Annotated in this window: 23 protein-coding genes; 14 read left to right on the plus strand and 9 right to left on the minus strand. The window is 63.6% G+C overall.

What is annotated here, in order from left to right:
- Positions 1-22 precede the first annotated feature (22 nt).
- Positions 23-1,369: a chloride channel protein gene (locus AC07X9_RS21025; RefSeq protein WP_017181614.1), complete on the plus strand. Its 1,347-nt coding sequence runs from the start codon at positions 23-25 to the stop codon at positions 1,367-1,369.
- Positions 1,370-1,424: 55 nt separating this feature from the next.
- Here AC07X9_RS21025 and AC07X9_RS21030 read toward each other — a convergent pair whose 3' ends face one another.
- From AC07X9_RS21030 to AC07X9_RS21065, 8 genes are read right to left on the minus strand one after another with little or no spacing between them, the layout of a single operon-like run.
- Positions 1,425-1,529, minus strand: coding sequence for a DUF2474 family protein (locus AC07X9_RS21030; RefSeq protein WP_017181615.1), 105 nt, complete (start codon positions 1,527-1,529; stop codon positions 1,425-1,427).
- Positions 1,529-2,527, minus strand: a complete 999-nt coding sequence (gene cydB, locus AC07X9_RS21035; RefSeq protein WP_017181616.1) for a cytochrome d ubiquinol oxidase subunit II — start codon at positions 2,525-2,527, stop codon at positions 1,529-1,531. The genes AC07X9_RS21030 and cydB overlap by 1 nt, the downstream gene beginning before the upstream one ends.
- A complete protein-coding gene (locus AC07X9_RS21040; protein ID WP_086486456.1) occupies positions 2,524-3,927 on the minus strand; it encodes a cytochrome ubiquinol oxidase subunit I in 1,404 nt (467 codons plus the stop codon). The genes cydB and AC07X9_RS21040 overlap by 4 nt, the downstream gene beginning before the upstream one ends.
- 53 nt (positions 3,928-3,980) lie before the next feature.
- Complete coding sequence (locus AC07X9_RS21045; protein WP_017181618.1) at positions 3,981-4,778, minus strand: sulfite exporter TauE/SafE family protein; 798 nt, start codon at positions 4,776-4,778, stop codon at positions 3,981-3,983.
- The gene (locus AC07X9_RS21050) at positions 4,775-6,352 is read right to left on the minus strand and encodes a bifunctional protein tyrosine phosphatase family protein/NAD(P)/FAD-dependent oxidoreductase (RefSeq protein WP_017181619.1); all 1,578 of its coding nucleotides are present in this window, start codon (positions 6,350-6,352) and stop codon (positions 4,775-4,777) included. The genes AC07X9_RS21045 and AC07X9_RS21050 overlap by 4 nt, the downstream gene beginning before the upstream one ends.
- 29 nt (positions 6,353-6,381) lie before the next feature.
- Entirely contained in the window at positions 6,382-6,795 is a 414-nt protein-coding gene (locus AC07X9_RS21055) for a DUF6691 family protein (protein ID WP_017181620.1), read from the minus strand.
- Complete coding sequence (locus AC07X9_RS21060) at positions 6,792-7,229, minus strand: YeeE/YedE family protein (RefSeq protein WP_017181621.1); 438 nt, start codon at positions 7,227-7,229, stop codon at positions 6,792-6,794. The genes AC07X9_RS21055 and AC07X9_RS21060 overlap by 4 nt, the downstream gene beginning before the upstream one ends.
- Positions 7,226-8,143: an MBL fold metallo-hydrolase gene (locus AC07X9_RS21065; protein WP_017181622.1), complete on the minus strand. Its 918-nt coding sequence runs from the start codon at positions 8,141-8,143 to the stop codon at positions 7,226-7,228. Before AC07X9_RS21065 ends, AC07X9_RS21060 begins: the two co-directional genes overlap by 4 nt.
- Before the next feature lie 101 nt (positions 8,144-8,244).
- Between AC07X9_RS21065 and AC07X9_RS21070 the strand changes: the two genes are divergently transcribed.
- Together AC07X9_RS21070 and AC07X9_RS21075 are read left to right on the plus strand one after the other, a co-directional pair.
- Positions 8,245-8,868: a peroxiredoxin gene (locus AC07X9_RS21070; RefSeq protein ID WP_037514041.1), complete on the plus strand. Its 624-nt coding sequence runs from the start codon at positions 8,245-8,247 to the stop codon at positions 8,866-8,868.
- Positions 8,865-9,248 (plus strand): ArsR/SmtB family transcription factor, encoded by a 384-nt coding sequence (locus AC07X9_RS21075; RefSeq protein WP_017181624.1) that lies wholly within the window; start codon positions 8,865-8,867, stop codon positions 9,246-9,248. The genes AC07X9_RS21070 and AC07X9_RS21075 overlap by 4 nt, the downstream gene beginning before the upstream one ends.
- A gap of 55 nt (positions 9,249-9,303) precedes the next feature.
- Here the strand turns inward: AC07X9_RS21075 and AC07X9_RS21080 are convergent, their stop codons facing one another.
- Positions 9,304-10,140, minus strand: a complete 837-nt coding sequence (locus AC07X9_RS21080; protein ID WP_017181625.1) for a YncE family protein — start codon at positions 10,138-10,140, stop codon at positions 9,304-9,306.
- A gap of 110 nt (positions 10,141-10,250) precedes the next feature.
- Between AC07X9_RS21080 and AC07X9_RS21085 the strand changes: the two genes are divergently transcribed.
- From AC07X9_RS21085 to AC07X9_RS21135, 11 genes are all read left to right on the plus strand, one after another.
- Positions 10,251-11,507, plus strand: coding sequence for a glycosyltransferase (locus tag AC07X9_RS21085; protein ID WP_241763578.1), 1,257 nt, complete (start codon positions 10,251-10,253; stop codon positions 11,505-11,507).
- The gene (locus AC07X9_RS21090; protein WP_017181627.1) at positions 11,504-12,442 is read left to right on the plus strand and encodes a hypothetical protein; all 939 of its coding nucleotides are present in this window, start codon (positions 11,504-11,506) and stop codon (positions 12,440-12,442) included. The genes AC07X9_RS21085 and AC07X9_RS21090 overlap by 4 nt, the downstream gene beginning before the upstream one ends.
- The gene (locus AC07X9_RS21095) at positions 12,439-12,984 is read left to right on the plus strand and encodes a DUF2141 domain-containing protein (RefSeq protein ID WP_017181628.1); all 546 of its coding nucleotides are present in this window, start codon (positions 12,439-12,441) and stop codon (positions 12,982-12,984) included. Before AC07X9_RS21090 ends, AC07X9_RS21095 begins: the two co-directional genes overlap by 4 nt.
- Positions 12,985-12,987: 3 nt before the next feature.
- Entirely contained in the window at positions 12,988-14,163 is a 1,176-nt protein-coding gene (locus AC07X9_RS21100) for a glycosyltransferase (protein WP_017181629.1), read from the plus strand.
- A gap of 120 nt (positions 14,164-14,283) precedes the next feature.
- Positions 14,284-15,381: an endonuclease/exonuclease/phosphatase family protein gene (locus AC07X9_RS21105; RefSeq protein ID WP_026002134.1), complete on the plus strand. Its 1,098-nt coding sequence runs from the start codon at positions 14,284-14,286 to the stop codon at positions 15,379-15,381.
- Positions 15,381-16,553 carry a TonB-dependent receptor domain-containing protein gene (locus AC07X9_RS21110; RefSeq protein ID WP_017181631.1) on the plus strand — a complete coding sequence of 391 codons (1,173 nt, stop codon included), beginning with the start codon at positions 15,381-15,383 and terminating at the stop codon, positions 16,551-16,553. Before AC07X9_RS21105 ends, AC07X9_RS21110 begins: the two co-directional genes overlap by 1 nt.
- 15 nt (positions 16,554-16,568) lie before the next feature.
- A complete protein-coding gene (locus AC07X9_RS21115; RefSeq protein ID WP_017181632.1) occupies positions 16,569-18,059 on the plus strand; it encodes a glycosyltransferase 87 family protein in 1,491 nt (496 codons plus the stop codon).
- Positions 18,060-18,209: 150 nt separating this feature from the next.
- Entirely contained in the window at positions 18,210-19,346 is a 1,137-nt protein-coding gene (locus tag AC07X9_RS21120; protein ID WP_086486375.1) for a bile acid:sodium symporter family protein, read from the plus strand.
- A complete protein-coding gene (locus AC07X9_RS21125) occupies positions 19,343-20,677 on the plus strand; it encodes an AtzE family amidohydrolase (protein WP_086486374.1) in 1,335 nt (444 codons plus the stop codon). Before AC07X9_RS21120 ends, AC07X9_RS21125 begins: the two co-directional genes overlap by 4 nt.
- A complete protein-coding gene (locus AC07X9_RS21130; RefSeq protein ID WP_017181635.1) occupies positions 20,677-22,026 on the plus strand; it encodes an NCS2 family permease in 1,350 nt (449 codons plus the stop codon). Before AC07X9_RS21125 ends, AC07X9_RS21130 begins: the two co-directional genes overlap by 1 nt.
- Positions 22,023-22,940 (plus strand): 5'-methylthioadenosine/S-adenosylhomocysteine nucleosidase, encoded by a 918-nt coding sequence (locus AC07X9_RS21135; protein ID WP_017181636.1) that lies wholly within the window; start codon positions 22,023-22,025, stop codon positions 22,938-22,940. Before AC07X9_RS21130 ends, AC07X9_RS21135 begins: the two co-directional genes overlap by 4 nt.
- The last annotated feature ends 1 nt before the right edge of the window (position 22,941 follow it).

Here is a 22,941-nt window from a genome sequence, read left to right on the forward strand (position 1 = left end):
TACGCGCTATGGCGGACGGATCATGGTGAATCTTCCCGAACAGGCGCGCGATCTGCTGCGCGAACATGGCCCCACCGCGCCCGTATGGCGGCGACGTGTCGCTATTCTTGGCGGCGCAGTCACGATCGGCCTGGTCGCTCTGCTGTTCGCGCATCTCGCCGACTGGGCGGGCGAACGCTTTACCGTCCTTGCCATGCGCTGGTGGTGGGCGCCGCTGATCGTCACGCCGCTGGGCTATGCCGCCATTGCCGGCATCACCGCTCGCCTCGCGCCTGCGGCGCGCGGGTCGGGCATACCGCAAGTCATGGCGGCGACGCGCGATCCCGATCATGCCATGTCGGCGCTCGTGTCGGCGCGGATCGTCATCGTAAAGCTTGGCCTGACGATCGGCACGCTGCTTGTTGGTGCATCGACCGGGCGTGAGGGCCCAACCGTTCAGGTCGCGGCGTCGATCATGGGCTATGCGCACCGGATCATGGCCATCCCCCTGCGCGCGTCGGTGTTTATCGCAGGTGGCGCAGCTGGCGTCGCTGGCGCTTTCAATACCCCGCTTGCCGGCGTTGCCTTCGCTATCGAGGAACTGGCCGCCGCCTATGAACAGCGCATGACCTTGCTCGTCATGACCGCCGTGCTCATCGCGGGCATGACCAGCCTCGGCCTGTCGGGCGACTATGTCTATTTTGGTGTGATGCGGCAGACGCTGTCAGTGCGTGAGACGATGCTGGCAGCGCCCTGCGCTGGCGTGCTGGGCGGGCTGATGGGTGCGTTCTTTTCGCGCGCTGTACTGGTGACAGGGCGCACGCGCTGGTCTCCCGTCGCGTGGCTGCGGGCGCGACCGATGCTGTTCGCCGGGCTGCTTGGCGCCATCGTCGCGATCATCGGGGTCGCCACCGGGCTGACATGGGGCACCGGCTACAGCGCGGCGCGTGCGATCATCACCGGGGCCGATGCGCCCCACTGGTATGGCTTGGCCAAGCTGGCGACGACGCTTGCAACGGCGGTGTCGGGCATGCCCGGCGGTATCTTCGCGCCGTCTCTGTCGGTCGGCGCAGGTGTCGGCGACATGCTTCGCTGGCTGTTCCCGACCTATCCGGGTGGCGCGATCGTGCTGCTGGGAATGGTCGCTTACTTTACCGGCGTTGTTCGCGCACCGCTGACTGCGGTCATAATCATCTCGGAAACGACGGCCAGCCGCGGCTTGATGATGCCGCTGCTCGCCTCGGCGCTGATCGCCGATGTGGTTGCACAGACCGTCTCGAAGGAGCGGCTTTACCACGCGCTCTCGCTTTCATTCCTGCCACCGCCGGCCGAGACAGATGCGGAAGCGGAGTCCGCTCGTCACGATCCGGCAGAAACGCCTAGATCATGACAATGGGCAGACCTGAGCCAGGGTAGGGCAGGGCATCGGGCCGACGGCCGAGCCATTACACCAGCCAGTAACGCAGTCCCAGCGATACCAGCAGCAGCGCGGCAACGCTCGCCGTCCATATGCCGACGAACCAGCCGAGCCTCACCAGGTGCGCGCGCATCAATGATATCCTTCGCTGTCGACCTTGCCCCGGAACACCCAATAGGCCCAGGCGGTATAAGCCAGGATCACCGGCACCAGAACGGCCCCGCCCACCAGCATGAACAACTGGCTGCGATAGGGGGCCGCCGCTTCCCAGATCGTGACGCGGGCAGGGATGACATAGGGCCATATCGAAATCCCCAGTCCCAGCAGGCAAAGGCCAAACAGCGCGAGCGCCCAGAGAAAAGGCTGCGCGTCCTTGCGCTGCGACAGGCTGCGATAGAATAGCGCGGTGACGATGACGGTCGCCAGCGGCACCTGCGCTGTGGCAAGGATGCCGGGCCAGGAGAGCCAGCGGCTCTGATAGCTCGCCTCCAATGTCAATGTGGCCAGGCTGACCGCGCCGATCAGAATGAGCAGCGCGATGCCCAGCCGTCCGGCATAGGTCACCACCTGCCGCTGCAACCCGCCTTCCGTCTTCCAGTTGAGCCAGCAGGCACCCAGCAGGGCGTAGCCCACCATGAGGGCAACCCCGGTCAGCAGCGAGAAGGGCGACAGCCATTCCCACCAGCCACCGGCATAGGCGCGTCCCTCCACGCTGATCCCCTGCAACAATGCGCCCAGCGCCACACCTTGGGCAAAGGTCGCCACTGCCGAACCGCCGGTAAAGGCGCGGTCCCACATCGCCCTGTGGGCCGGATCGCGCCAGCGAAACTCGAACGCCACGCCGCGCAGGACAAGGCCCAGCAGCATTGCGATCAGCGGCGCATACAGGGCGGGCAGGATGATGGCATAGGCGAGGGGAAAGGCAGCGAGCAGGCCGCCGCCGCCCAGCACCAGCCAGGTTTCGTTACCGTCCCATACCGGCGCGATGCTGTTCATCGCCGTGTCGCGATCTTTTCCCACCTTGAACAGCGGGAAGAGGATGCCGATGCCAAGGTCGAATCCATCCATCACGACATAGGCGATGATCGCAAAGCCGATGATGGCGGCCCAGATGACAGTCAGGTCGATCATCCTTCGCCTCCTTCGATGGCGGGTGCAGGTGTGATGCCGGCGGTGCGGATCGGCGCGCCGTCCAGCGTACTTTCATGCGCTTGCGGTGGCTTCCTCATAAGGTGCAGAAGATACCAGATGCCCATGCCGAATACGCTGAAATAGACAAGGACGAACGCCAGCAGCGATGCTGCGACCGCGGGCGCATCCAGCGGCGAAGCGCTGGCGGTAGTGCGTAGCAGGCCATAGACGGTGAAGGGCTGCCGCCCGACTTCGGTTACGATCCAGCCGGCCAGCACTGCGATGAAACCCGATGGTCCCAGCAGTAACGCCGCGCGATGCAGCCACGTCCATTCATGCAATTTGCCGCGCCAGCGGGCGATCAGGCTCCACAGACCAAGGCCCAGCATTGCAAGCCCTAAGCCGACCATGACGCGAAACGCCCAGAACACGATACCCACCGGGGGCTGATCGGCATCGGGTACGCTGTCCAGCCCCTTCATAGGGGCATTCAGATCATGTTTGAGGATTAGCGACGACGCCTTGGGGATGGAGATGGCGTAATCGACGCGCTTCCTCGCGCTGTCGGGAATGCCGAACAGGATCAGCGGCGCACCGTCAGGATGGCTCTCATAATGGCCTTCCATCGCCATCACCTTGACCGGCTGATGCTCCAGCGTGTTGAGGCCATGCATGTCGCCTGCAAATATCTGGATTGGTGCGACGATCGCCGCCATCCACATCGCCATGGAAAACATGGTGCGCGCGCCGGGATTGGTCCGGTCCTTGAGGAGGTGCCAGGCGCCGACGCCACCGACCGCAAAGGCCGTCGTCAGATAGGCGGCCAACACGGTATGGACCAGCCGGTAGGGAAAGCTGGGATTGAATATGATCGCTGTCCAGCTTGGGCCTGGCAGGAACTGTCCGTTCGCGCCGATCTCATAGCCTGTCGGCGTCTGCATCCAGCTGTTGACCGACAATATCCAGAAGGCCGAAATGAAGGTGCCGATCGCGACTGCGCACGTAGCCGTGAAATGCAGCTTGCGCCCCACCTTGTTGATGCCGAACAGCATGACGCCCAGAAAGCCGGCCTCCAGGAAGAAGGCAGTCAACACCTCATAGGCCATCAACGGGCCAATGATCGGGCCGGCCTTATCGGAAAAGACCGACCAGTTGGTGCCGAACTGATATGACATGACCAGGCCCGATACCACGCCCATGGCGAATACGACCGCGAAAATCTTGAGCCAATAGCGGAACAGATTGGCGTAAACGCCCTTGCCGGTCGCCAGCCATAGTCCCTCCAACACCATCAGATAACTGGCAAGGCCTATGGAAAAGGCAGGAAACAGGAAGTGAAAACTCACCGTGAAGGCGAATTGCGCGCGGGCAAGAAGCAGTGCGTCAAGCGAGTCGAACATGGGCATGTCCTTTCACCCGCCATGTAGCAGGCGGGGAGGGGGAAGGGGATTGGTCAGATTGTCATGCCGGGCAAAAAGGCAGCCGCGCTGCGCCAGAGCATGTAGAGGGCGACGATGAAGATCAGCCCGGCAAACACCATGGTCAGCCGGCCCGTCTTGCCGCCCAGCGTTTCGGCCAACCGCGTGCCACCAATGCTGCCGACAACACCACCGACCACGAATATCCCAGCGAGCGGCCAGTTGACCAGACCCGAAAAGGCGTAGTTCGCGGCCGTTGTGAGGCCAAAAGCCGTCACCGCGACAAGCGACGTGCCGACCGCCATCAACATGGGCATGCCCGTCGATGCCACCAGTCCGGGCACGATCAGGAAACCGCCGCCAATCCCGAAAAAGCCGGAAAATAATCCCGACCCCAATCCATAGGTAACGACCTTGGGCGCCTTTTCCCGATTGCATTCGGCCCCAGGATTGCCCGGATTGCCGCGCCCTTTCAGCATCAGCACACCGACGAGCAGCATGACCAATGCAAAGAGGAACAGCAGCTTGTCGCCATCGACCATCTTGCCAAAGGTCGATCCGGCGAGCGCGCCTACGATCCCGGCCGCCGCATAGATGCCGCCGCACCGCCATTTGACATGATGCGCGCGGGCATGGCTGGCGAGGCCAGCCGCCGCATTGGCCGCGACAGCCAGAGCGCTGGTGCCGATGGCGACATGGGCGTTGGGCACGCCGACCAGATAGACCATCAACGGCACGGCGAGGATCGATCCGCCCCCGCCGACAAGGCCCAGCACGAAGCCGACCAGACCGCCCGACAGGCCGCCCAGCAGATATTGCATGTTCGTCATCATGACTGCGCGCCGATCAGGCAGGGCTTTACCATCCACTCGCGCCCCTTGAGCATCCCGTGCCAGTAGACGGGCGGCAGGATCGTGTCCTTCAGCAGCCAGGACAGGCGCGAAGGCCGGGTGCCATCGATCAACCAGTTGGGGAAGCTTGGCATCAACTTGCCGCCATAGCCAAATTCAGCCAGCACGATCTTGCCTGCCTCGACCGTCAGCGGGCAACTGCCATAGCCGTCATAGATCGCGACAGGCGGCTGGCCATCCAGTGCCGCCAGCGCGTTGACCGCGACCACCGGCGCCTGCTTGCGCGCGGCCGCCATGGTTTTGGCATTGGAAGCCGAACAAGCGTCGCCCAGAGCGTAAATGTCCGGATAGCGCGGGTGGCGGAGCGTGGCTTCATCCACCTCGACAAAGCCAGAGGCCGCCGCCAGCGGGCTATGGCGGATGAAATCGGGGGCCATTTGTGGCGGCACGACGTGGATCATGTCGAACCGCTCGGCCACGCGCCGAACGCTGTCGCCGTCCGCCTGCTCGAAGATCGCGGTTTTGGACGGCCCATCTATTTCGACCAGCTTCGACCCGAAGTTCAGGTTGATGCCGTAGCGCCTGACATAGTCCATCAACGCCGGGACATAGGCGGGAACGCCGAACAGGACGGCGCCCGCCGTATGGAACTGCACGTCGCAATTGCCCAGCATGCCGGCCTTCTCCCAGCGATGGCAGGACAGATACATCGCCTTCTGCGGCGCGCCTGCGCATTTGATCGGCATGGGCGGCTGGGTGAACAGGGCGCGGCCACCCTTGAACTGTTTGACGATACGGTTGGTATAAGGGGCCAGATCGTAGCGATAGTTGGAGGTCACGCCGTCATTGCCCAAGGCTTCCGACAGACCGGGGATGGCGTTCCAGTCCAATTTAACGCCCGGACAAACGATCAGCACGCCATAGGTGACCCGTCGGTCGTCATGCAGTACTACCTGCTTCTCATCGGGCAGGAAAGCGCTAGCCGATGCCTTGATCCACGTCACGCCGCGCGGAATGAGTCGCGCTTCCTCACGCCGTGTAAAGCCGCTGTCGAACACGCCCGCACCCACCATGGTCCAGCCGGGCTGATAATAATGGGCCTCACTGGGTTCGATGATCGCAAGGCGGATACCCCGCCGTCGTTTTAGAATGCTGGCGGCGGTCGCGATCCCGGCGCTGCCACCGCCCACGATTACAACGTCATAATGGGCAGCGTCCTGACGGACCAATGCCCCCGCCATCTCCGCCAGCTTTTCCGCGCGTGCGCCCGACCGGCAATAGGCAAGCACGGGTCCCGGCAGGCTGTCGAGCGCGGCTCGCATGGCGATGGCATCGGCATCGGTCAGCGCCCCGGCCACCGCAGGAACATAGGCAAAGTCCAGTCCCGCGGCCCGGGCAGCGGCGCCCATCTCCTCTGCCGTCGGCTGATCCGCGCCTTCGCCATCGGGGCGGTTGCACAGGATCGCACGGAAACCCATCGCCGCTGCCTGCGCGATATCCGCCGGGGTTAGTTGCGCGGTGACACTCAGTGTCGGGGTCAATTGCTTGATGGCCATGATGAACCTCCTCTATCCGGCGCGGCCGGTTATGATTTTATCGTGAAGTGATGGATCGCCATGCCGCCCAGCATGGCCAGCACGAAGGGTGCGGCCGCCGCCGGGGAAAGCGCGAGGCTGGCAATGGCGGGACCGGGGCAAAGCCCGCCAATGCCCCAGCCGATACCGAACACTATTGCGCCAAGCGCCAGCTTGCCGTCGATCGCGCGCGTGTCGGGCAGAGCGAAAGCACGGTCGGCAAAGGGGCGGCTGACCCGTCTTTGGACCATCCATGCAAGCGCCATCGGGATCATCGCGCCGCCCATGACGAAGGCGAGCGTGGGATCCCATGCGCCGAACAGGTCAAGGAAGGCGCGAACCCGCATGGGGTCTGCCATGCCCGAAATGGCAAGCCCGCCGCCAAAGAGTGCGCCCGACAATAAGGCAATGATGATCCGCATCATATCATGCCCGTCAGGCGCATGAGCGCCACGGTTGCAAAGCCGCTGCCCATGAACAAGGCAGTCGCCACGATTGATCGGCGGGACAGGCGAGACAGGCCGCATACCCCATGGCCGCTGGTGCAGCCCGATCCCAGCCGGGTGCCAAATCCCACGATCAGACCCGCGACGATCAACAAGCCAGGCGCTGGAAAGGTGGCAGGGATGCCATCTGACAGCAGCGCAACCAGGACCGCGCCAACAGGCAATCCAACGGTGAATGCTATCGCCACGCCGCGCGGCGGGCCGCTGGCAGACAGGCCGATGGCCCGCGCCGCAAGCCCGCTGACCCCGGCGATCCGCCCCAGCCCCAGCAACATGATCGCGGCAGCCAGCCCGATCATGAGGCCGCCGATCAGGCCCGCAATTGGCTGCGCATCTGGAAACCCCGCTATCATAGCTGGTTAACCGGGATTTTGAGATAGGTGACGCCATTGTCGTCGGGCGGCGGCAGATGGCCTGCGCGCATATTCACCTGCACCGATGGCAGGATGAGGCGGGGCATGTCGAGGGTGGCGTCGCGCGCTTCGCGCATGGCGACGAAATCATCCTCGCTCACGCCGTCATGCGCGTGGATGTTGGCGCGGCGCTGTTCGGCGACCGTGGTTTCCCAGGCATAATGATCGCGCCCTTCGGGCAGATAATCGTGGCACAGGAACAGCCGGGTTTCCGGTGGCAATTCCAGCAGGCGACGGAGCGACCGGAACAAGGTGCGTGCATCGCCGCCGGGGAAGTCGGCGCGGGCCGTGCCATAATCAGGCATGAACATGGTGTCGCCCACAAACGCTGCGTCGCCGATGACATAGGCGACGCAGGCCGGGGTATGGCCGGGGACATGCAGCACCGTGACCGCGATATTGCCGATCATGAACTGGTCACCATCGGCCCAAAGATGGTCGAAGTCCGACCCGTCACGCTGAAACGCCGTACCTGCGTTGAACAGCGCGCCAAAGGTGTGCTGCACTTCGCAGATATGCGCGCCGATCGCGATCTTGCCGCCCAGTTTCTGCTGAAGATAGGGCGCCGCCGACAGATGGTCGGCATGGGCGTGGGTTTCCAGATGCCAGTCGACGCTCAACCCCTGCGCTTCCACATAGGCGATGACCGGTTCGACCGCTTCATGGCCCGTACGTCCAGCGGCGGGATCATAGGTCAGCACGCTGTCGATCACGGCCGCGCGACGGGTTTCGGCGTCATGCACCACATAGGTGAACGTGAAGGTCGGCGCGTCGAAGAAGGCCTTGACCACCGGCACTCCGCTTCTGGCGACACTGACCTGTACAAAGGCTTTTTCAAGTGCGGGATCGGTCATGCGACTCTCCTTCAATTTCACATTTACACATACCATGTATTTATATAATATGAAATCGTCAAGGGGTTGCAACACGCCTCTGGCAGTTGCAGGAAAGCGCCATGAATGATGTCACGACTTCCCGCCCGATCCCGCTTCGTATCGGTTCCCCCGCACCCGATTTTCGGGCGCGCTCGACAATGGGCGATTTTCAGTTGTCGGCGCTGCGGGGACAGTGGGTGATTTTCTTTTCCCATCCGGCTGATTTCACGCCGGTGTGCAGCACCGAATTTGCGGCTCTTGCACGGCGGCAGGCGGACTTTGCGGCGCGCGACTGCCGGTTGGTGGGCGTGTCCGTCGACAGCCTGTATTCCCACATCGCCTGGGTCCGGGCGCTGCGCGATCTGTTCGATGTAGAGATCGAGTTCCCGATCATCGAAGACCCCAGCATGGCCGTTGGCCGCGCCTATGGGATGATCGACGAGCATGCGGCGGACAGCATGACCATGCGGACGACCTTCTTCATCGACCCGCAGGGCGTGATCCGCGCGACCACGGCCTACCCCCACAATGTCGGTCGATCCGTGGATGAAATGCTGCGCCTGCTATGCGCGTTGCAACGGGTCGACAGCGGAACCAGCCTGACGCCGGAAGGCTGGATACCCGATCAGCCGGTCTTGCTGCCGCCTGCGCAAGGCACCGACGCCGCGCCCGATTGGTTCTGCCGGATGGCGCCCCAGTCATGACCGCGCTCTACCAGGATCGCGATGCAGCCGCGGCTGCTGCGGACAAGATCAAGACATTCGCCCAGGCCCAGCGCCTGATGATCCTGTCCTGCCTGCTGCGCGGCGAGTATAATGTCGGGGAAATCGCCGACATCACCTCCATCGGCCAGCCAGCGCTCAGCCAGCAGTTGGCCGAACTGCGCCGCGCTGACCTCGTTCAGACGCGCAAGGAAGCCAAGCAGGTCTGGTACAGGCTGGCGGACGAGAATGTGGCGCTCTGCGTACGCAATATCGAGGCGATGTTTGGCTTCGGTGGTAGCCCGGTTTTACCCGTTGCAAGACCCACGACAATATCGGCGCCAGCAGCCGAAGGCGTGGCCGGTTTCGCCCGTATTCTTTGAAAACAAGGCTTCGGCCGGTCGAAGATGAAAGCGCATGATGCTGTAGGCAAGGCGTCTAGTCGGGCTTGCCGCCATTCCAACGGATGTCGCTGGCCGCGATAATGGACTGGCCGCGCATAATCGACCAGAGGCGATGGGCTGTCTTGGGGTCCCAATCGATCGCCTGCCCCTCCGTCGCGATGGGGATGGTCGCCAGCAACTCCAGCGTCGATCCAGCGCTTGGCAGGCGCATGACATAGAGTTCGGGCCGGTCATGCCCCGTGACATATAGACGCCCGTCCGGTCCCCAGCTCATGCCCGAGCAGCTGAACGGCGCAAAACGCGCCAGCACCTCTGTCGGGAACAGCCATCCCCGCAACTGCCGGAACTGATCGTCAAGCTGTACGAGGGTCGTGTAGCGATGGTCGCGGTCGGCTTCCCTGCCCTTGCCGTCATAATTGGCGAACATCGCCCACCAGGCCCCGTCATGCCTATCAAGCGCGGTCAATGATCCTGGTCCCATGCCCAGGCTGATGCTGCGTATATGGCGCAGGCTCCTGGTATCGAAGATTTCGACAGCGCTCGTTTGTGGCACCGCCGGATAGTTGGACGCGGCGCATATCAGTTCACGGCCTACCACCGTGCAGCTGTTCATATGCGCAAATAATGTCCGGTCGCCCTTCCACTGCGCGATGCGCACGCCGTCGCTGATCCGATATTTGCCGATCCGATCATTATCGATCGCATAGATATGAACGCCATCGGAAGCGACGCCCTGCCGCGCTTCCTCTGCCTCTATGCGCAGGGTCACCGGCGCAATGTCGGCAGGGACGGCTGGCTGCGCCGCGCCCTGAACGGCAAGCAGCACGGGCAAAAGGAGAGAGACGAGCATCTCCACCCTATATGCCGACATTTGTGACGGCTTCATGATCGGCGCAACGATGACAAGCGGTTCGTCCAGCCTTCATCATTCCGTCACGAATAATGCATCAGCCTGTTATGAATATCCGACATGGGCGGGTCATGCACTGCTCTCTTCCGCCGTTACCGCCAAGCGACAATGCTATCGTCGGCAGCAACCGTGAAGCGGCTTTGTCACCGCGCGTTCTGGTCTTTCTGCATGGACCCGGCCCCGGTGGGGTCGAACGCATTGCGTTGCGGCTGATCAACGGTTGGCGGCGGGACGGCATGGACGTGCGCTTGCTCCTCGGCAACCCTGAAAGGTCGATGCAGCATGAAATGCCGCCCGGCGACGCCACCCAATATCTTCCGGCCTGGCCGTTGATCGGCCGACGCCTGGCCAGCCTGCGCCTTTTGGTTGCTATGGCGCGCGCCATTGATGCGTACCGGCCCGACATTCTGTTTTGTGCCGGCAATGTCTATGCGATCGTGGCCGTGCTGCTGAAATTGCGGCTGGGGCGGCGCTGCCCGCTCATTCTGGCCAAGATCAGCAACGACCTGATGCGATCCGACATGCCATGGATCATGCGGCCATTTTATCGGCTTTGGCTGCGCATACAGGGCAGGGCGATCGACCATTTTGCCGCCCTGTCCGATCCGATGGCACAGGAAGTCGCAGCACGGATGGGCGTTGATCATGCGCGCGTGCATGTCGTGCCCAATCCGGTGCTGGCGCTGGCCGATCTCGATGACGTCGCGCCATTGCCGTCATCGTCGCTGCCGCGCCGGGGCAGGCATTTCGTGGCGGTGGGTCGGTTGGAACGGCAGAAAAATTATCCGCTGATGCTGCGCGCTTTCGCGGCGGGACGCGGGCCGGACGACAGGCTGACCATTTTTGGACAAGGGCGCGCGCGTGACGGGCTCGAACGTCTGGCCGCCCGTCTCGGCATTGCAGGGAAGCTTTGTTTTGCCGGATTCAGCGCGGATGTCCGACGCCAGTTGCCGGACCATGACGTGTTGCTGCTGTCATCCCGCTATGAAGGGCAGCCGGGCGTGGTGGTCGAAGCGCTGGCATGCGGCCTTCCGATCATCGCCACCCGATGCTGCGCCAGCATGTCGCCCCTGCTTGACGATGGCGCGCTCGGCACGCTGGTCGATGGCGATGATGAAGCGGCGTTCGCTGATGCCATCCGTGCCGCGCACAGCGATATGCAGGATCGTCCGCGCGCCCGCGCAAAGGCGGCGGCGTTCACCATCGAACGCGCCGTTCCAGCCTATCGCGCGCTTTTCCGTCACATGCTGACCCAGTCCCCGCGCCAGCGCCACGCCGCGCTTGCCACGCTCCATTCGCAATCCCCTCTGGAGGCGCAGCTGTCATGAGCCAAGCCGATACCCTTGCCCCGCTGATCAACCCGCAGGGTGCGCGCGCCATATTGGACCCGACACCGCTGGTGCGGTCTGGCCGCAACTGGACGGCATGGTTCGGTCCGCTCATCTCCTTTGCGATATTGGCGGTCGTATTCGTCCAGATCGGCTCCTTCGATTTTCACAAGCTTGTCGCGATGCTGCCGAGAACGCCGCTCTTCTGGTTGCTGTTTGCCGTGACATACAGCCTGACGCCGGTGTGCGACTGGGTCATTTTCAACCGATTATGGTCGATACCAGCCGGTGGCCTGTCAGCCTTGTTTCGCAAGCGGATCAGCAATGAATTGCTGCTTGGCTATCTTGGCGATGTCTATTTCTACGCATGGGCGCGGCGGCATGTGACGATGGCCGGATCGCCCTTCGGCGCAGTCAAGGATTCAGCGATATTGTCGGGCGTGATGGGCAATATCGTCACGCTGGCGATGCTGCTCTTCACGCTGCCGCTGCTGTCATCGCTGCGGTTGGCGATGGACGGGCGGGCGCTGGGCATTTCGCTCACCATCCTTGTGGCGACTTCCTTTGGCCCCATCCTGTTCAGCCGCAAGGTTTTCAGCCTGCCCTGGCCCGAACGGCGGATGGTGGCGGGGGTGCATCTGGCGCGGATTGTCGCGAATGTGCTGCTTTATGCGACATTGTGGCACCTGCTGCTGCCCGATGTCGCGCTGAGCTGGTGGTTCATGCTCTCGACGCTGCGGCTGGTCCTCTCCCGCCTGCCGATGGTGCCTAACAAGGACGTGCTGTTCGCAGGCGTCGCCGTTTTCCTCGTCGGGCGTGAACTGGAAATTGCGCAGGTTCTGGCCGTGATCGCCAGCCTGCTGCTGGCCGCGCATCTGCTGGTCGGATTGATCCTGGGCGTGAGCGGGCTTGTGAAACAGCGGAGGCAGGCATGACAATTCCGGCCCTTTGGACGATCGGCATCATCGCCGCTGCGGCGGTGCCGACCATCCCGTCGACCCCGGATCTGGGGAAAGCGGAAGCGCGCTGTCGCCCCGGCGAGAACGGCCCTTCCCTACTGCTGGACATAGTGGGGCTGAAGGATCGGGAAGGCCGCCTGAAGGCGGAAGTCTATCCGGCCAATGATCAGGATTTTCTTCAGGACGACAATATCCTGATTTCCCAGGGCAAGACATTCCGCCGGGTGGAAGCGCCGGTCGAGCAAGTTGCGACGCAAAATGGCCATGTGGCGCAAATTTGCATCCGTGTGCCGGGGCCTGGCCGTTATGCGGTCAGCGTGCTGCATGATCGCGACGGCAATCGGAAATTCGGGCTATCGGTCGACGGCGTCGGCTTTGGCGGCAACCCGAAGCTGGGCATGGGCAAGCCCAAGGCCGCAGCCGCCACGATGATCGTCGGCAGCGGGCCGACGCGCGGGCGGATCATCATGAATTATCGCCGGGGATTATTGTCCTTCGGCCCGATCAAGGCGCTTTAGGTCATGCGGATCGTCGACATTTGCGCCTTTTACGCGCCGCAGGGCGGGGGCGTTAAAACCTATGTCCGGCACAAAATGCTGGCCGGGCCTGCACGCGGGCATGAAATCATCATTCTTGCGCCAGCGGCGCAGGCGCATGTGGAATATTTTGGCGATCATGGGCGCATCGAATATGTGCCCGGCCGCCGCTTCCCGCTCGACGGACGCTATCATTATTTTCATGATGAAGCGGCCCTGCACGCCCGGCTGGATGCCCTGCGCCCCGATCTGGTGGAGGCATCGACGCCATGGGGGAGCGCATCAATGGTCGCCAACTGGCGCGGCGATGTTCCGCGCAGCCTGATCATGCATGCCGATCCACTGGGCAACTACGCCTATCGCTGGTTTCGCAGCCTTGCCAGCCGCGAACAGATTGATCGCGGATTTGACTGGTTCTGGCGGCATTTGCGGCGTCTGGACGCGCGCTTCGATCATATCGTGTGCGCGAGCGACGAACTGGCGACACGGCTTGTAAATGGCGGCCTGCGGCATGTCGTCACCAATCGAATGGGGGTGCAGCCCGGCATATTCTCGCCCCGTCACCGCGACCCCGATCTGCGGCGAAGGCTGCTGCAATGGTGCGACCTGGATGAGGATGCGCTGCTGTTGTTCGGTGCCGGGCGTCACGCCCCGGAAAAACGATGGCCGATGATCATCGAAGCGGTAACGGCGTGTGGCTTCGATCGCCCGGTCGGCCTCGTCATTGCTGGCGATGGTCGCGCGCGCGCCAGCGTGCAGCGCGCCGCAGCGGACAATCCGCATGTCCGGCTGATGGCGCCGATCACGGACCGCCATGGCTTTGCCAGCCTGCTCGCCAGCGCCGACGCGCTGGTCCATGGCAGCGAATCCGAAACCTTCTGCATGATCGCGGCAGAGGCGCGGGCCAGCGGCATTCCGATGTTCTTGCCCGATGGCGGGGCAGCGGCGGATCATCTGGTGCCGGGCGCTGGCCATCATTACCGCGCGGCCGACGCATCCAGCCTGGCAGCGGCCATTCGCCTTTTCCTGGCGCAGGGTCCGTCCGGTCATCTGGCCAATGCTAGCGCCGCCGCCATTGATACGCGCACCATGGACGCGCATTTCGCCGACCTATTCACCCTCTATGAAGCGACCAGACGCAGCCTGCCGATCGCTGCATGACAATTACTGGTCGGTTCAGTGACGCCGCCGCCATCCAACTTTCATCATATTGCAGTGCGGAAGAAACGCGCACGACTCATTGGCGAGCTAGGAGGACGCCAGCCAGTGGGGGGCATCATCATGCATAAGACTTTGCGAGCCATGCTGTTTGCAGGGCTGGTCAGCTTCGTTGCAACCGGATCGACCAGCAGCAACCTGCCAGACCGCCTGAACATGGTGCAGGCATTGCCGGATGGCGGCAATACGACTTTGTCCATGATGACATATAATATCAAGGGTTTGCCCTGGCCGCTCGCGGTCGACAGGGATACCGCGCTGGTGCGGATCGGCACGCGTTTGCGCGCCCTTCGGCAACGGGGGCATCAGCCGCATATCCTGTTGCTACAGGAAGCGTTCACGCCGCAAGCGGCCGAGATTGCGCGCTCGTCCGGCTATCGGCACATGACATTCGGGCCGGATCGGCAGATGCGTTCGCCGATTGCGCCAAGCGCTGCGGATCAGGCGTTTCTTGCTGAGGCCCGCTGGGATCGCGGCGAGGCGTTGGGGAAGCAGACCGACAGCGGCCTCATCATCCTGTCCGATTATCCCATCCTGCGCGTCCGACGCCTGGCCTTTCCGGATTTCGCCTGCGCCGGGTTCGATTGCCTGGCCAACAAGGGCGTCGTGATTGCCGATATGCAGGTGCCCGGCGAAGCGGAACCTGTCGCCATTGTCAATATCCATCTCAATGCGCGCAAGGCGTCGGGCGTTTCCGTGAGCCGATCGCTGGCGGCCTATGCGCGGCAGGTCGATCTGAGCGCCCGTTTCATCGCCAGCGCGGTCCCGCACACGCGCACATTGATGATCGGTGGCGACATGAATATTGGCGGCAATAGCGACCGCAGCCGCATCTTCTTCGACGGCTTTGCTCGCCATGGCCTGTCGTTCGTCGCAGCGAGGCAGGGCGGCGCGCAGTTGGCGCTCGATCAGGCGACGATCCCGGCCCCGCAGGCACGGGCGGACCTTAAACATGCGATGCAGCGCCGCAAGGACTGGATCTTCGCGCGCGCGGGGCGCGGCTCATCGCTCGTCGTCAGGGGCGCGCATGTGCCTTTCGGATCGGAGCCTGATGGGCAGCCACTCTCCGACCATTTCGGCTATGTCATATCCTATGACCGTCAGCGCCCGCAGTTGGCGATGGCCGATGCCCCAGCCGCCAGCGCAAGGGATCATCGCTGATGCGCGGACGGCATCTACTGGCTTTGGCGATGGTGGCGTTGCAGGGTACCACTGCAGCGGCACAGGACAAGATCATCGATCAGAGCATCAGCTATGCGCTGAAGCCAGCGATATGGCGATCGCCCCTTGTGGAAGCGCGTAGCACCACGCCGGATTATGGCCTGATAGGCGCGATCCGCCCGCTTTCGGGTGACGAGCCGGATCATGTCATGGCCCTGCGCCTCCAGCGCCAGAGCCGCCGGTTCGTCGCTGCGCAGGCAGACACCGCATGGCCATTAAATGCACGGGGTTACGATCACCGCCCACGCAGCCGTACCCGAATGCTCCTGGTCGATGATCATTTTGCCCTTTCCGATCAGATAGCGATGACGCTCGGCTTTGCCGGGGTGAAGGTCAGCAACCGCAATGCCAATGTGACGATCGGCAGCGGCGACGATCGGCTGCGCGCACATGACTGGTTCATGCCCCATGCCAGCGTTCACTTCCGTCCCATCCCGGCACTCACTTTGTCGATGGACTATAACGAAGCCATGCGCGCCTATGGGGATACCGGATTTACCGGCCCGCTTGGCCTTTCGCGGCCTGATTTCGAAGCGTTGCGCCGATCCTTGCGGCCTGAAAAGAGCCGTGTCGCGTCGGTAGGCGGCCAATGGTCGGGCGGCGACATGACGGTCACGACCAGCCTTTATCGCGCCGACGTCCGCAATGGCCTGTCCTTTGCGCACCGGGCCTATCTGCCGGTCAATATCGGGTCCGCCAGCCTGTTGGGCGTGAAGATGATGGCCCGGCACCAGTTGACGCCGCAGATCGACTGGTCCGTTCGCTACCAGCAGGCGGCGGTTGAAACCATGACCGGGCGATCGGTGCAGGAACGGGAAATGACCCTGGCCGCCGCCTGGACTGTCGGGCCGTGGCGCGTCGCGGCGCAGGGATCGCATACCGGTCGTGCGGCGCTTGCGCTGCCGGGTGCCCAGCAATCGCCGCTGCGTGCGGAAGGCAGCATCGAATATGCGCCGGTGCAAACGGGTCGCCGGCGTTTGCGCCTTGCCGCGCGCTTCATCAATCCCAGCCGCCTTGTCAGCAACGGCGCCTTTGGCCCTGCGCCAGCGGGGAGCGTCCATGCGGTCGATCAGGCGCGGGCCGTGATGTTCAGCGCTGACATGGGCTGGTAAGCGTCCTCCCCTGTCATGACCAAGGCCGTGCGCGCCCACACGCTCTCCATTTTCCTGCTGGTGCTCGCCGTGCTGTTGGGCATCGCAGCGTTCCGGCCGATCGACCATGATGAAGGGCAATATGTCGCCGCGGTCGCATTGATGCGATCGGGTCTGCCCTATCGCGATTTCGCCTATCTCCAGACGCCGCTGCAACCGCTGATCTTCGCGCCGCTGGCATGGCTGTGCGAGGGCTGGCTGTTTCTTGCCCTGCGCGCGGTCAATGCCTTGTGCGCGGCAGGGGCGGCGGCCCTGCTATTTCGGGCCCTGTGCAGGGAGGGTGGATCGTCGCGCAACGCCGGGATCGCGACCATCGCGCTCGTCACCTGCCATGCTTTCCTGTTTGCTGCCACGGTCGCGCGCAACGATGCCTTGCCCTTGCTGCTGCACATGGCGGGCCTCGCGCTGCTGCTGGGCGCGCTCGGTCAGGCTCGCCGCCCATTGTCTTACATGCTCGCCGGGCTGTTGCTGGGCGCAGCGGCGTCAGCCAAGATCAGCTATGGCCTGCCCGCCGCCGCCATCGGCTTGTTCACGCTGCTGAACATGCGCCGGGTTGGGCCGATGAACGTTCTGGCTCTGGCGGCAGGGGGGATGGCCGGTGGATTGCCTATCCTGATCCTGTGGGGGATCGCGCCAGACGCCGCCTGGTTCGGCATTATCGACTATAGCCTGAAGGCGCCATTGGAATGGCAAATGCTGAACCAGCGGGCCTATATGGTGGAAACGCCGCTCAGCGCGGTGCGGCTGCTACGCTTTCTGGCGCAGGGCCCAGCCCTGTTTGCGCTTATCATGATAGGGATGGCGCGCCTTCGACATGGGAAATCTTCCATGGCAGAGGGGCTGCTGAACTTCGTGATCCTGGCGGGGTTGGTCGCTGCATGGCTGCCCCGACCCATTTATGCCCAATATCTGGTGCCGTTGCTGCCAGCGCTGTTTCTCCGCTTCGGCTTGATGCTGGATGACCTGCGCTGGTCGCGCCCCGCGATCACCGCCATTTTGATATTGTGCATGGGGGCAGGGGTCGCCGAAACGGCAATCCGCATTGCCCCGAACGTCGCAAGCGCCGACAGTCCCATCCTGTCGGCAACGATGGACGCTCATGCGATCGGGCGGATCGTGCGCGCCGCCGGTGTGACTGGTCCGATCGTCAGCCTGACGCCGGAACGGGTCGCTGACAGCGGGATTAGGCTCGATCCGCGTTTTGCCGCAGGCCCGTTCCTGTTTCGCACGCGCAACCTGCTCACCCCGGCGCAGCGGGCCGCATTTCATGTCCTGAATGGCGACAGCGTCGCGGAAGGCCTGACCCGCTATCCGCCCGCAGCGATCGTGACGGGTCAGGAAAGCGCGCCTTCGCCTGCCAGTCCCCAGGGTCTCGAATCGCCCCTGATCGCCTGGGCCAAGGCGCAAGGCTATAGCGCCACGACGCTGCCATCGGGTGCGGTCACGCTGTATCTCCAACGGGAATGATGGTCAGGCGATCATAGCTCTCATTCGCCATCCATATGGCGGCGACGGGCCGCGCGGGCATGTTTCGCCCTGGGGTAAGCGCATTTTTGCAACGATCCGTGCAAGTCATTCTATTGGATCGGTAGGGCAGGATGGGCCTAAAGGGGGGCCATGGCCCGCCTGTCAAAGCCTTCCTTCCTGCCAGACCCGTTTCTGCTCTGCCTGATCGCGACGGTGGCAGGGGCGTCTTTCGCACCGGTGCGCGGCGCGGCCATATCCTGGGTGGGGGCAGCGACGGACTTTGCGATCGCGTTGCTATTTTTCCTGCACGGGGCAAAATTGTCGCGCGCCGCGGTGCTTGCGGGGGCGGGCAACTGGCGGTTGCACCTTTATGTGCTGGCCTCGACCTATATGCTTTTTCCGGCGATTGGCCTCAGCCTCGTCGCCCTTTTGCGCGGCTATGGCGATGGCTTGCTGTTGACCGGCCTCCTCTATCTCAGCCTGCTGCCATCGACGGTCCAGTCCTCTATCGCCTTTACCGCCATAGCGGGTGGCAATGTCGCTGCGGCGGTATGCAGTGCATCCCTGTCCAACATTGTCGGCATCATCCTGACGCCGCTTCTGGTCGGCCTGTTCATGGCGGTGGATGGCGGAGGCAGCGGCTTTTCCTGGCATTCGGTGCAGGCCATCGCGCTGCAATTGCTGGTGCCTTTTCTGGCGGGCCATCTGCTGCGGCCCTGGATCGGCGCATTCATCGATCGCCACAAAAAGCTGTTGATGCCGGTCGATCGCGGGTCGATCCTGCTGGTCGTCTATACAGCGTTCAGTGCCGCCGTGGTCGGTGGTATCTGGTCGCAGGTGGGCATTGCGGACCTGTTGCTGCTATTGCTGCTCAGTCTGTTGATGCTGATCATCGTAATGGGCGCGATTCTGGGTCTTGCGCGCCTGGTCGGCCTGCCGCGCGCGGACATGATCGTCTTGCTGTTCTGCGGGTCCAAGAAAAGCCTGGTGTCGGGCGTGCCGATGGCGGGCGCGCTTTTCCCCGCCGCGCAGGTTGGCGTCATCATCCTGCCGCTGATGATCTTTCACCAGATCCAGCTGTTCCTCTGCGCCGCGCTGGCGGGTCGCTTTGCGCGAGGCGGGGCAACACTTCAACGCCCGGCGCTGCCGCGCACCGGGGCAGAGATTGAGGATGCTGCGCAGAGGCGGGGCCTGACCATCGCCGAACCCTGCATGGCGGGCGTCAGCGCCAATCTGGCGCTGCTGGATCGTCATGCCGACACCTTGTTTGCGGCTGGAAAAGCGTGAAGCAGGCCGTCGAGATCGCCGCCGCTGTCCGGTCGGGAAAGACCAGCGCCATGGCCGTGCTGGAGCAATGCCTGGCCGGATTGGCGGCCGAAGGCGGGCGACTGGTCGCGGTGACGCGCATTCTGGCCGATCGCGCCCGGTCGGAGGCAGCCGCCGTCGATGCCGCCATCGCGGCAGGGCACGAAGCCGGACCATTGGCGGGCGTGCCCTATGGCGTGAAGGATCTGTTCGATGTGCGCGGCCTGCCCACCACGGCCGGGTCCAGCCTTTATGCCGATGCGCCGCCAGCGCAATCCGATGCGGAGGCCATATGCCGCCTGCGCGCTGCCGGGGCGGTGCTGGTCGCGACGCTCAACATGGACGAATTCGCCTATGGCTTCGCCACCATCAACGCGCGGCACGGCACGACCCGCAACCCCCATGCTCCTGACCGGCTGGCTGGCGGATCATCGGGGGGATCGGCGGCGGTAGTGGCAGCGGGGCTTCTGCCCTTCTCGCTTGGCTCCGACACCAATGGATCGATCCGCGTTCCCGCCAGCCTGACCGGCATTTACGGCATCAAGCCCAGCCACGGCGCGCTGCCGATGGGCGGGGTATTTACCTTCGCCGACAGTTTCGACGATATTGGTCCCTTCGCCGTCTCCGTGGCGGACATGCGGTCTATCTGGGACGTGCTGGCCGAAAGGCAGGCAGCGCAGGATGATCCGATCCGCATCGCGCGATTGGGCGGGCGGTTTCGTGACAATGTCGATCCCGATCAGATCGCCGCGATGGATGCCATTGCGCCCGACGCGCCCCTGATCGAACTACCCGACATTGCCCGCGCGCGCTCTGCCGCTTTCCTGATCACCGCAGCGGAAGGCGGCAGATTGCACCGAGAGGCGCTCACCCGCGACGCAATGGCGTTCGATCCTGCCACGCGGGACCGGCTGATCGCAGGGGCCCTGTTGCCCGACGCCCTCTATGACGCGGCGCAGGCGTTTCGCGCGGAATATAGGCAACGCATCGCAGACATCATGGCGGACTATGATGTGCTGCTGGCCCCCGCAACGCCCTGTCCCGCGCCGCTGATCGCCGATCCGCAGATATTGATCGACGGCGCGCTGTCGCCAGCCCGCGCAGACCTGGGCATTCACAGCCAGCCGATCAGCTTCACCGGCCTGCCATCGCTCAGCGTGCCGCTGCGCCGTCCGGGTCGCTTGCCGCTGGGGCTGCAATTGATCGGCAGGGAAGGGGGCGAAGCGACATTATTCCGTTTCGCCGCCCTATTGGAAGACAAGGGGCTGACCGGCATAACATGGCCAGCGGGCGCATATCAGGGGGACGCATAATGACGGACGTGGCGGTACAGCCGGGGGCGGGGGGGCTCGAACGCTATTTCGGCCTGTGGGAACGGGGAACGTCGGCCCAGACGGAGGTGCTGGCCGGTTTCACCACCTTTCTGACCATGGCCTATATCGTGCTGGTCAATCCCGCTATCCTGGGACAGGCGGGGATGCCGATTGCAGCGGTGGCGGCGGCGACCTGTTTTGCGGCGGCCTTTGGATCGATCCTGATGGGGCTGGTCGCCAACACGCCGCTGGCACTGGCGCCGGGCATGGGCCTCAACGCCTATTTCAGCTTCACCGTGGTCCAGCAGATGGGCGTCCCCTGGCCGGTTGCGCTGGGTTGTGTGTTCATTTCAGGGATCGCCTTCCTGATCCTGACGCTGACCGGCGTGCGGCAGATGATCGTCGCGGCCATACCGATGCATCTGTTCGCCGCAGTTGCGGGCGGGATCGGCCTGTTCATCGGGTTTATTGGCCTCAAAAATGCCGGGATCATCGTCGCCAATCCTGCGACTTTCGTGGCATTGGGTGATTTGAAGGCACCAGGCGCCGCTCTGGCCCTGTTCGGCCTGCTGGTCATCGGCGTGCTCAGCGTCTGGAACGTGCGCGGCGCGATGCTGATCGGCATCGTCGCGACCACTTTGGTAGGATGGCTATGTGGCCAGGTCGTCATCAATCCGGAACCCTACAGCCTTGACGCCTTGACCGGCACCGCCTTCCAGCTTGACCTGTCGGGCGTGTTCGGCCTGACCGGCAGCCATGGGCTAGGTCTCCTTGAAATCCTCTTCGTCTTTCTCTTCGTCGACCTGTTCGACAATATCGGCACGCTGGTCGCAGTGACCAAGCGGGCGGGACTGATCGACAAGGCGGGTCGCATTCCCGGCCTCAATCGCATCCTCATCACCGACGCGGCAGCCACGATCGTCGGATCGGTCGCAGGGACCAGCACCGTCACCTCCTATGTCGAAAGTGCGGCGGGCGTGCAGGCGGGCGGGCGTACCGGGCTGACCGCTGTGGTCACCGGCCTGCTATTCCTGGCGACCATGTTCGTTGCCCCCTATGCCCAGATCGTCCCGCTGGCCGCGACCGCGCCCGCTCTCATCGTCGTTGGCGGGTTGATGCTGTTGCCGCTGACTGAAATCGAGTGGGAAGACCCGCTTTCGGCCATTCCCGCCTTTCTGACCGTGGCGATGATCCCGCTCACTTTTTCGATCGCCAACGGCCTTGCCTTTGGCATCACGGCCCATGCGATATTGAAGCTGTTGCGCGGCACGGCGACACGCGCTGACTGGTTCCTATTCCTGCTCGCTGGCCTGTTCGTTGTCCGCTTCATCTGGATGAGCGCAGCATGATCCGCGCGCTCTTCCTCGCCCTATGCGCGCTATTGCTGCCCCTGTCCGTGCAGGCAAAGCCGCTCGACCGGACCCCGCGTACAGTGGTCATGACCGCCTTTGCGCCAGAATGGGATGCGCTCGCTCATACCGTCGCCAAGCCCCGAACCTATAAGGTCAACGGCCTCACTTTCCTGACCGGCACCATGGCGGGCAAGCCGGTGCTGCTGATGCAGAGCGGCGTCAGCATGGTCAACGCCGCAATGAATACCCAATTGGTACTGGATCGTTTCACGGTGAAGCGGATCGTCTTTTCCGGCATTGCAGGCGGGGTCGATCCGGCCCTGTCGATCGGCGATGTCATCGTCGCGGAAGATTGGGCGCAATATCTGGAAGTGTCCTTCGCGCGCCAGACGCCGCAGGGCTGGGTTGTCCCCGAACCTGTCGATGCCGACGCGCCGCCGCCCTTTGGCATGATGTTCCCGCGCGGGGTGCGGCTGGGCAATGCGACCGACGCGCCGCGCCGCCATTATCGGCAGGCCGTCGATCCGGCATTGCTGGCGATCGCCCGCAAAATCGCGCCGGGCCTTACCCTGCGCCGTTGCGTGGAAGGGCAGGCGACCAGCGCAACCTGCCTCGCGCATGAACCCAAAATCGTGGTTGGCGGCACGGGCGTCAGCGCCGGGGTCTATGCCGACAATGCCGAATTTCGCGACTATCTGGCCAAGGCGTGGAAAGCGCGCGTTCTGGACATGGAAAGCGCGGCGGTGGTGCAGGTCGCCTATGCCAATCAGGTGCCGGTCATCGTGTTCCGCAGCCTGTCCGATCTGGCCGGGGGAGATGCTGGCGCGAACCAGATGACGACGTTCATGGCGCTGGCATCGGTCAACAGCGCCGATGTCGTGCGCGCCTTCGTTGCTGCGCTGCCGGACTAGG

It is taken from the genome of Sphingobium sp. GW456-12-10-14-TSB1 (assembly GCF_059424385.1).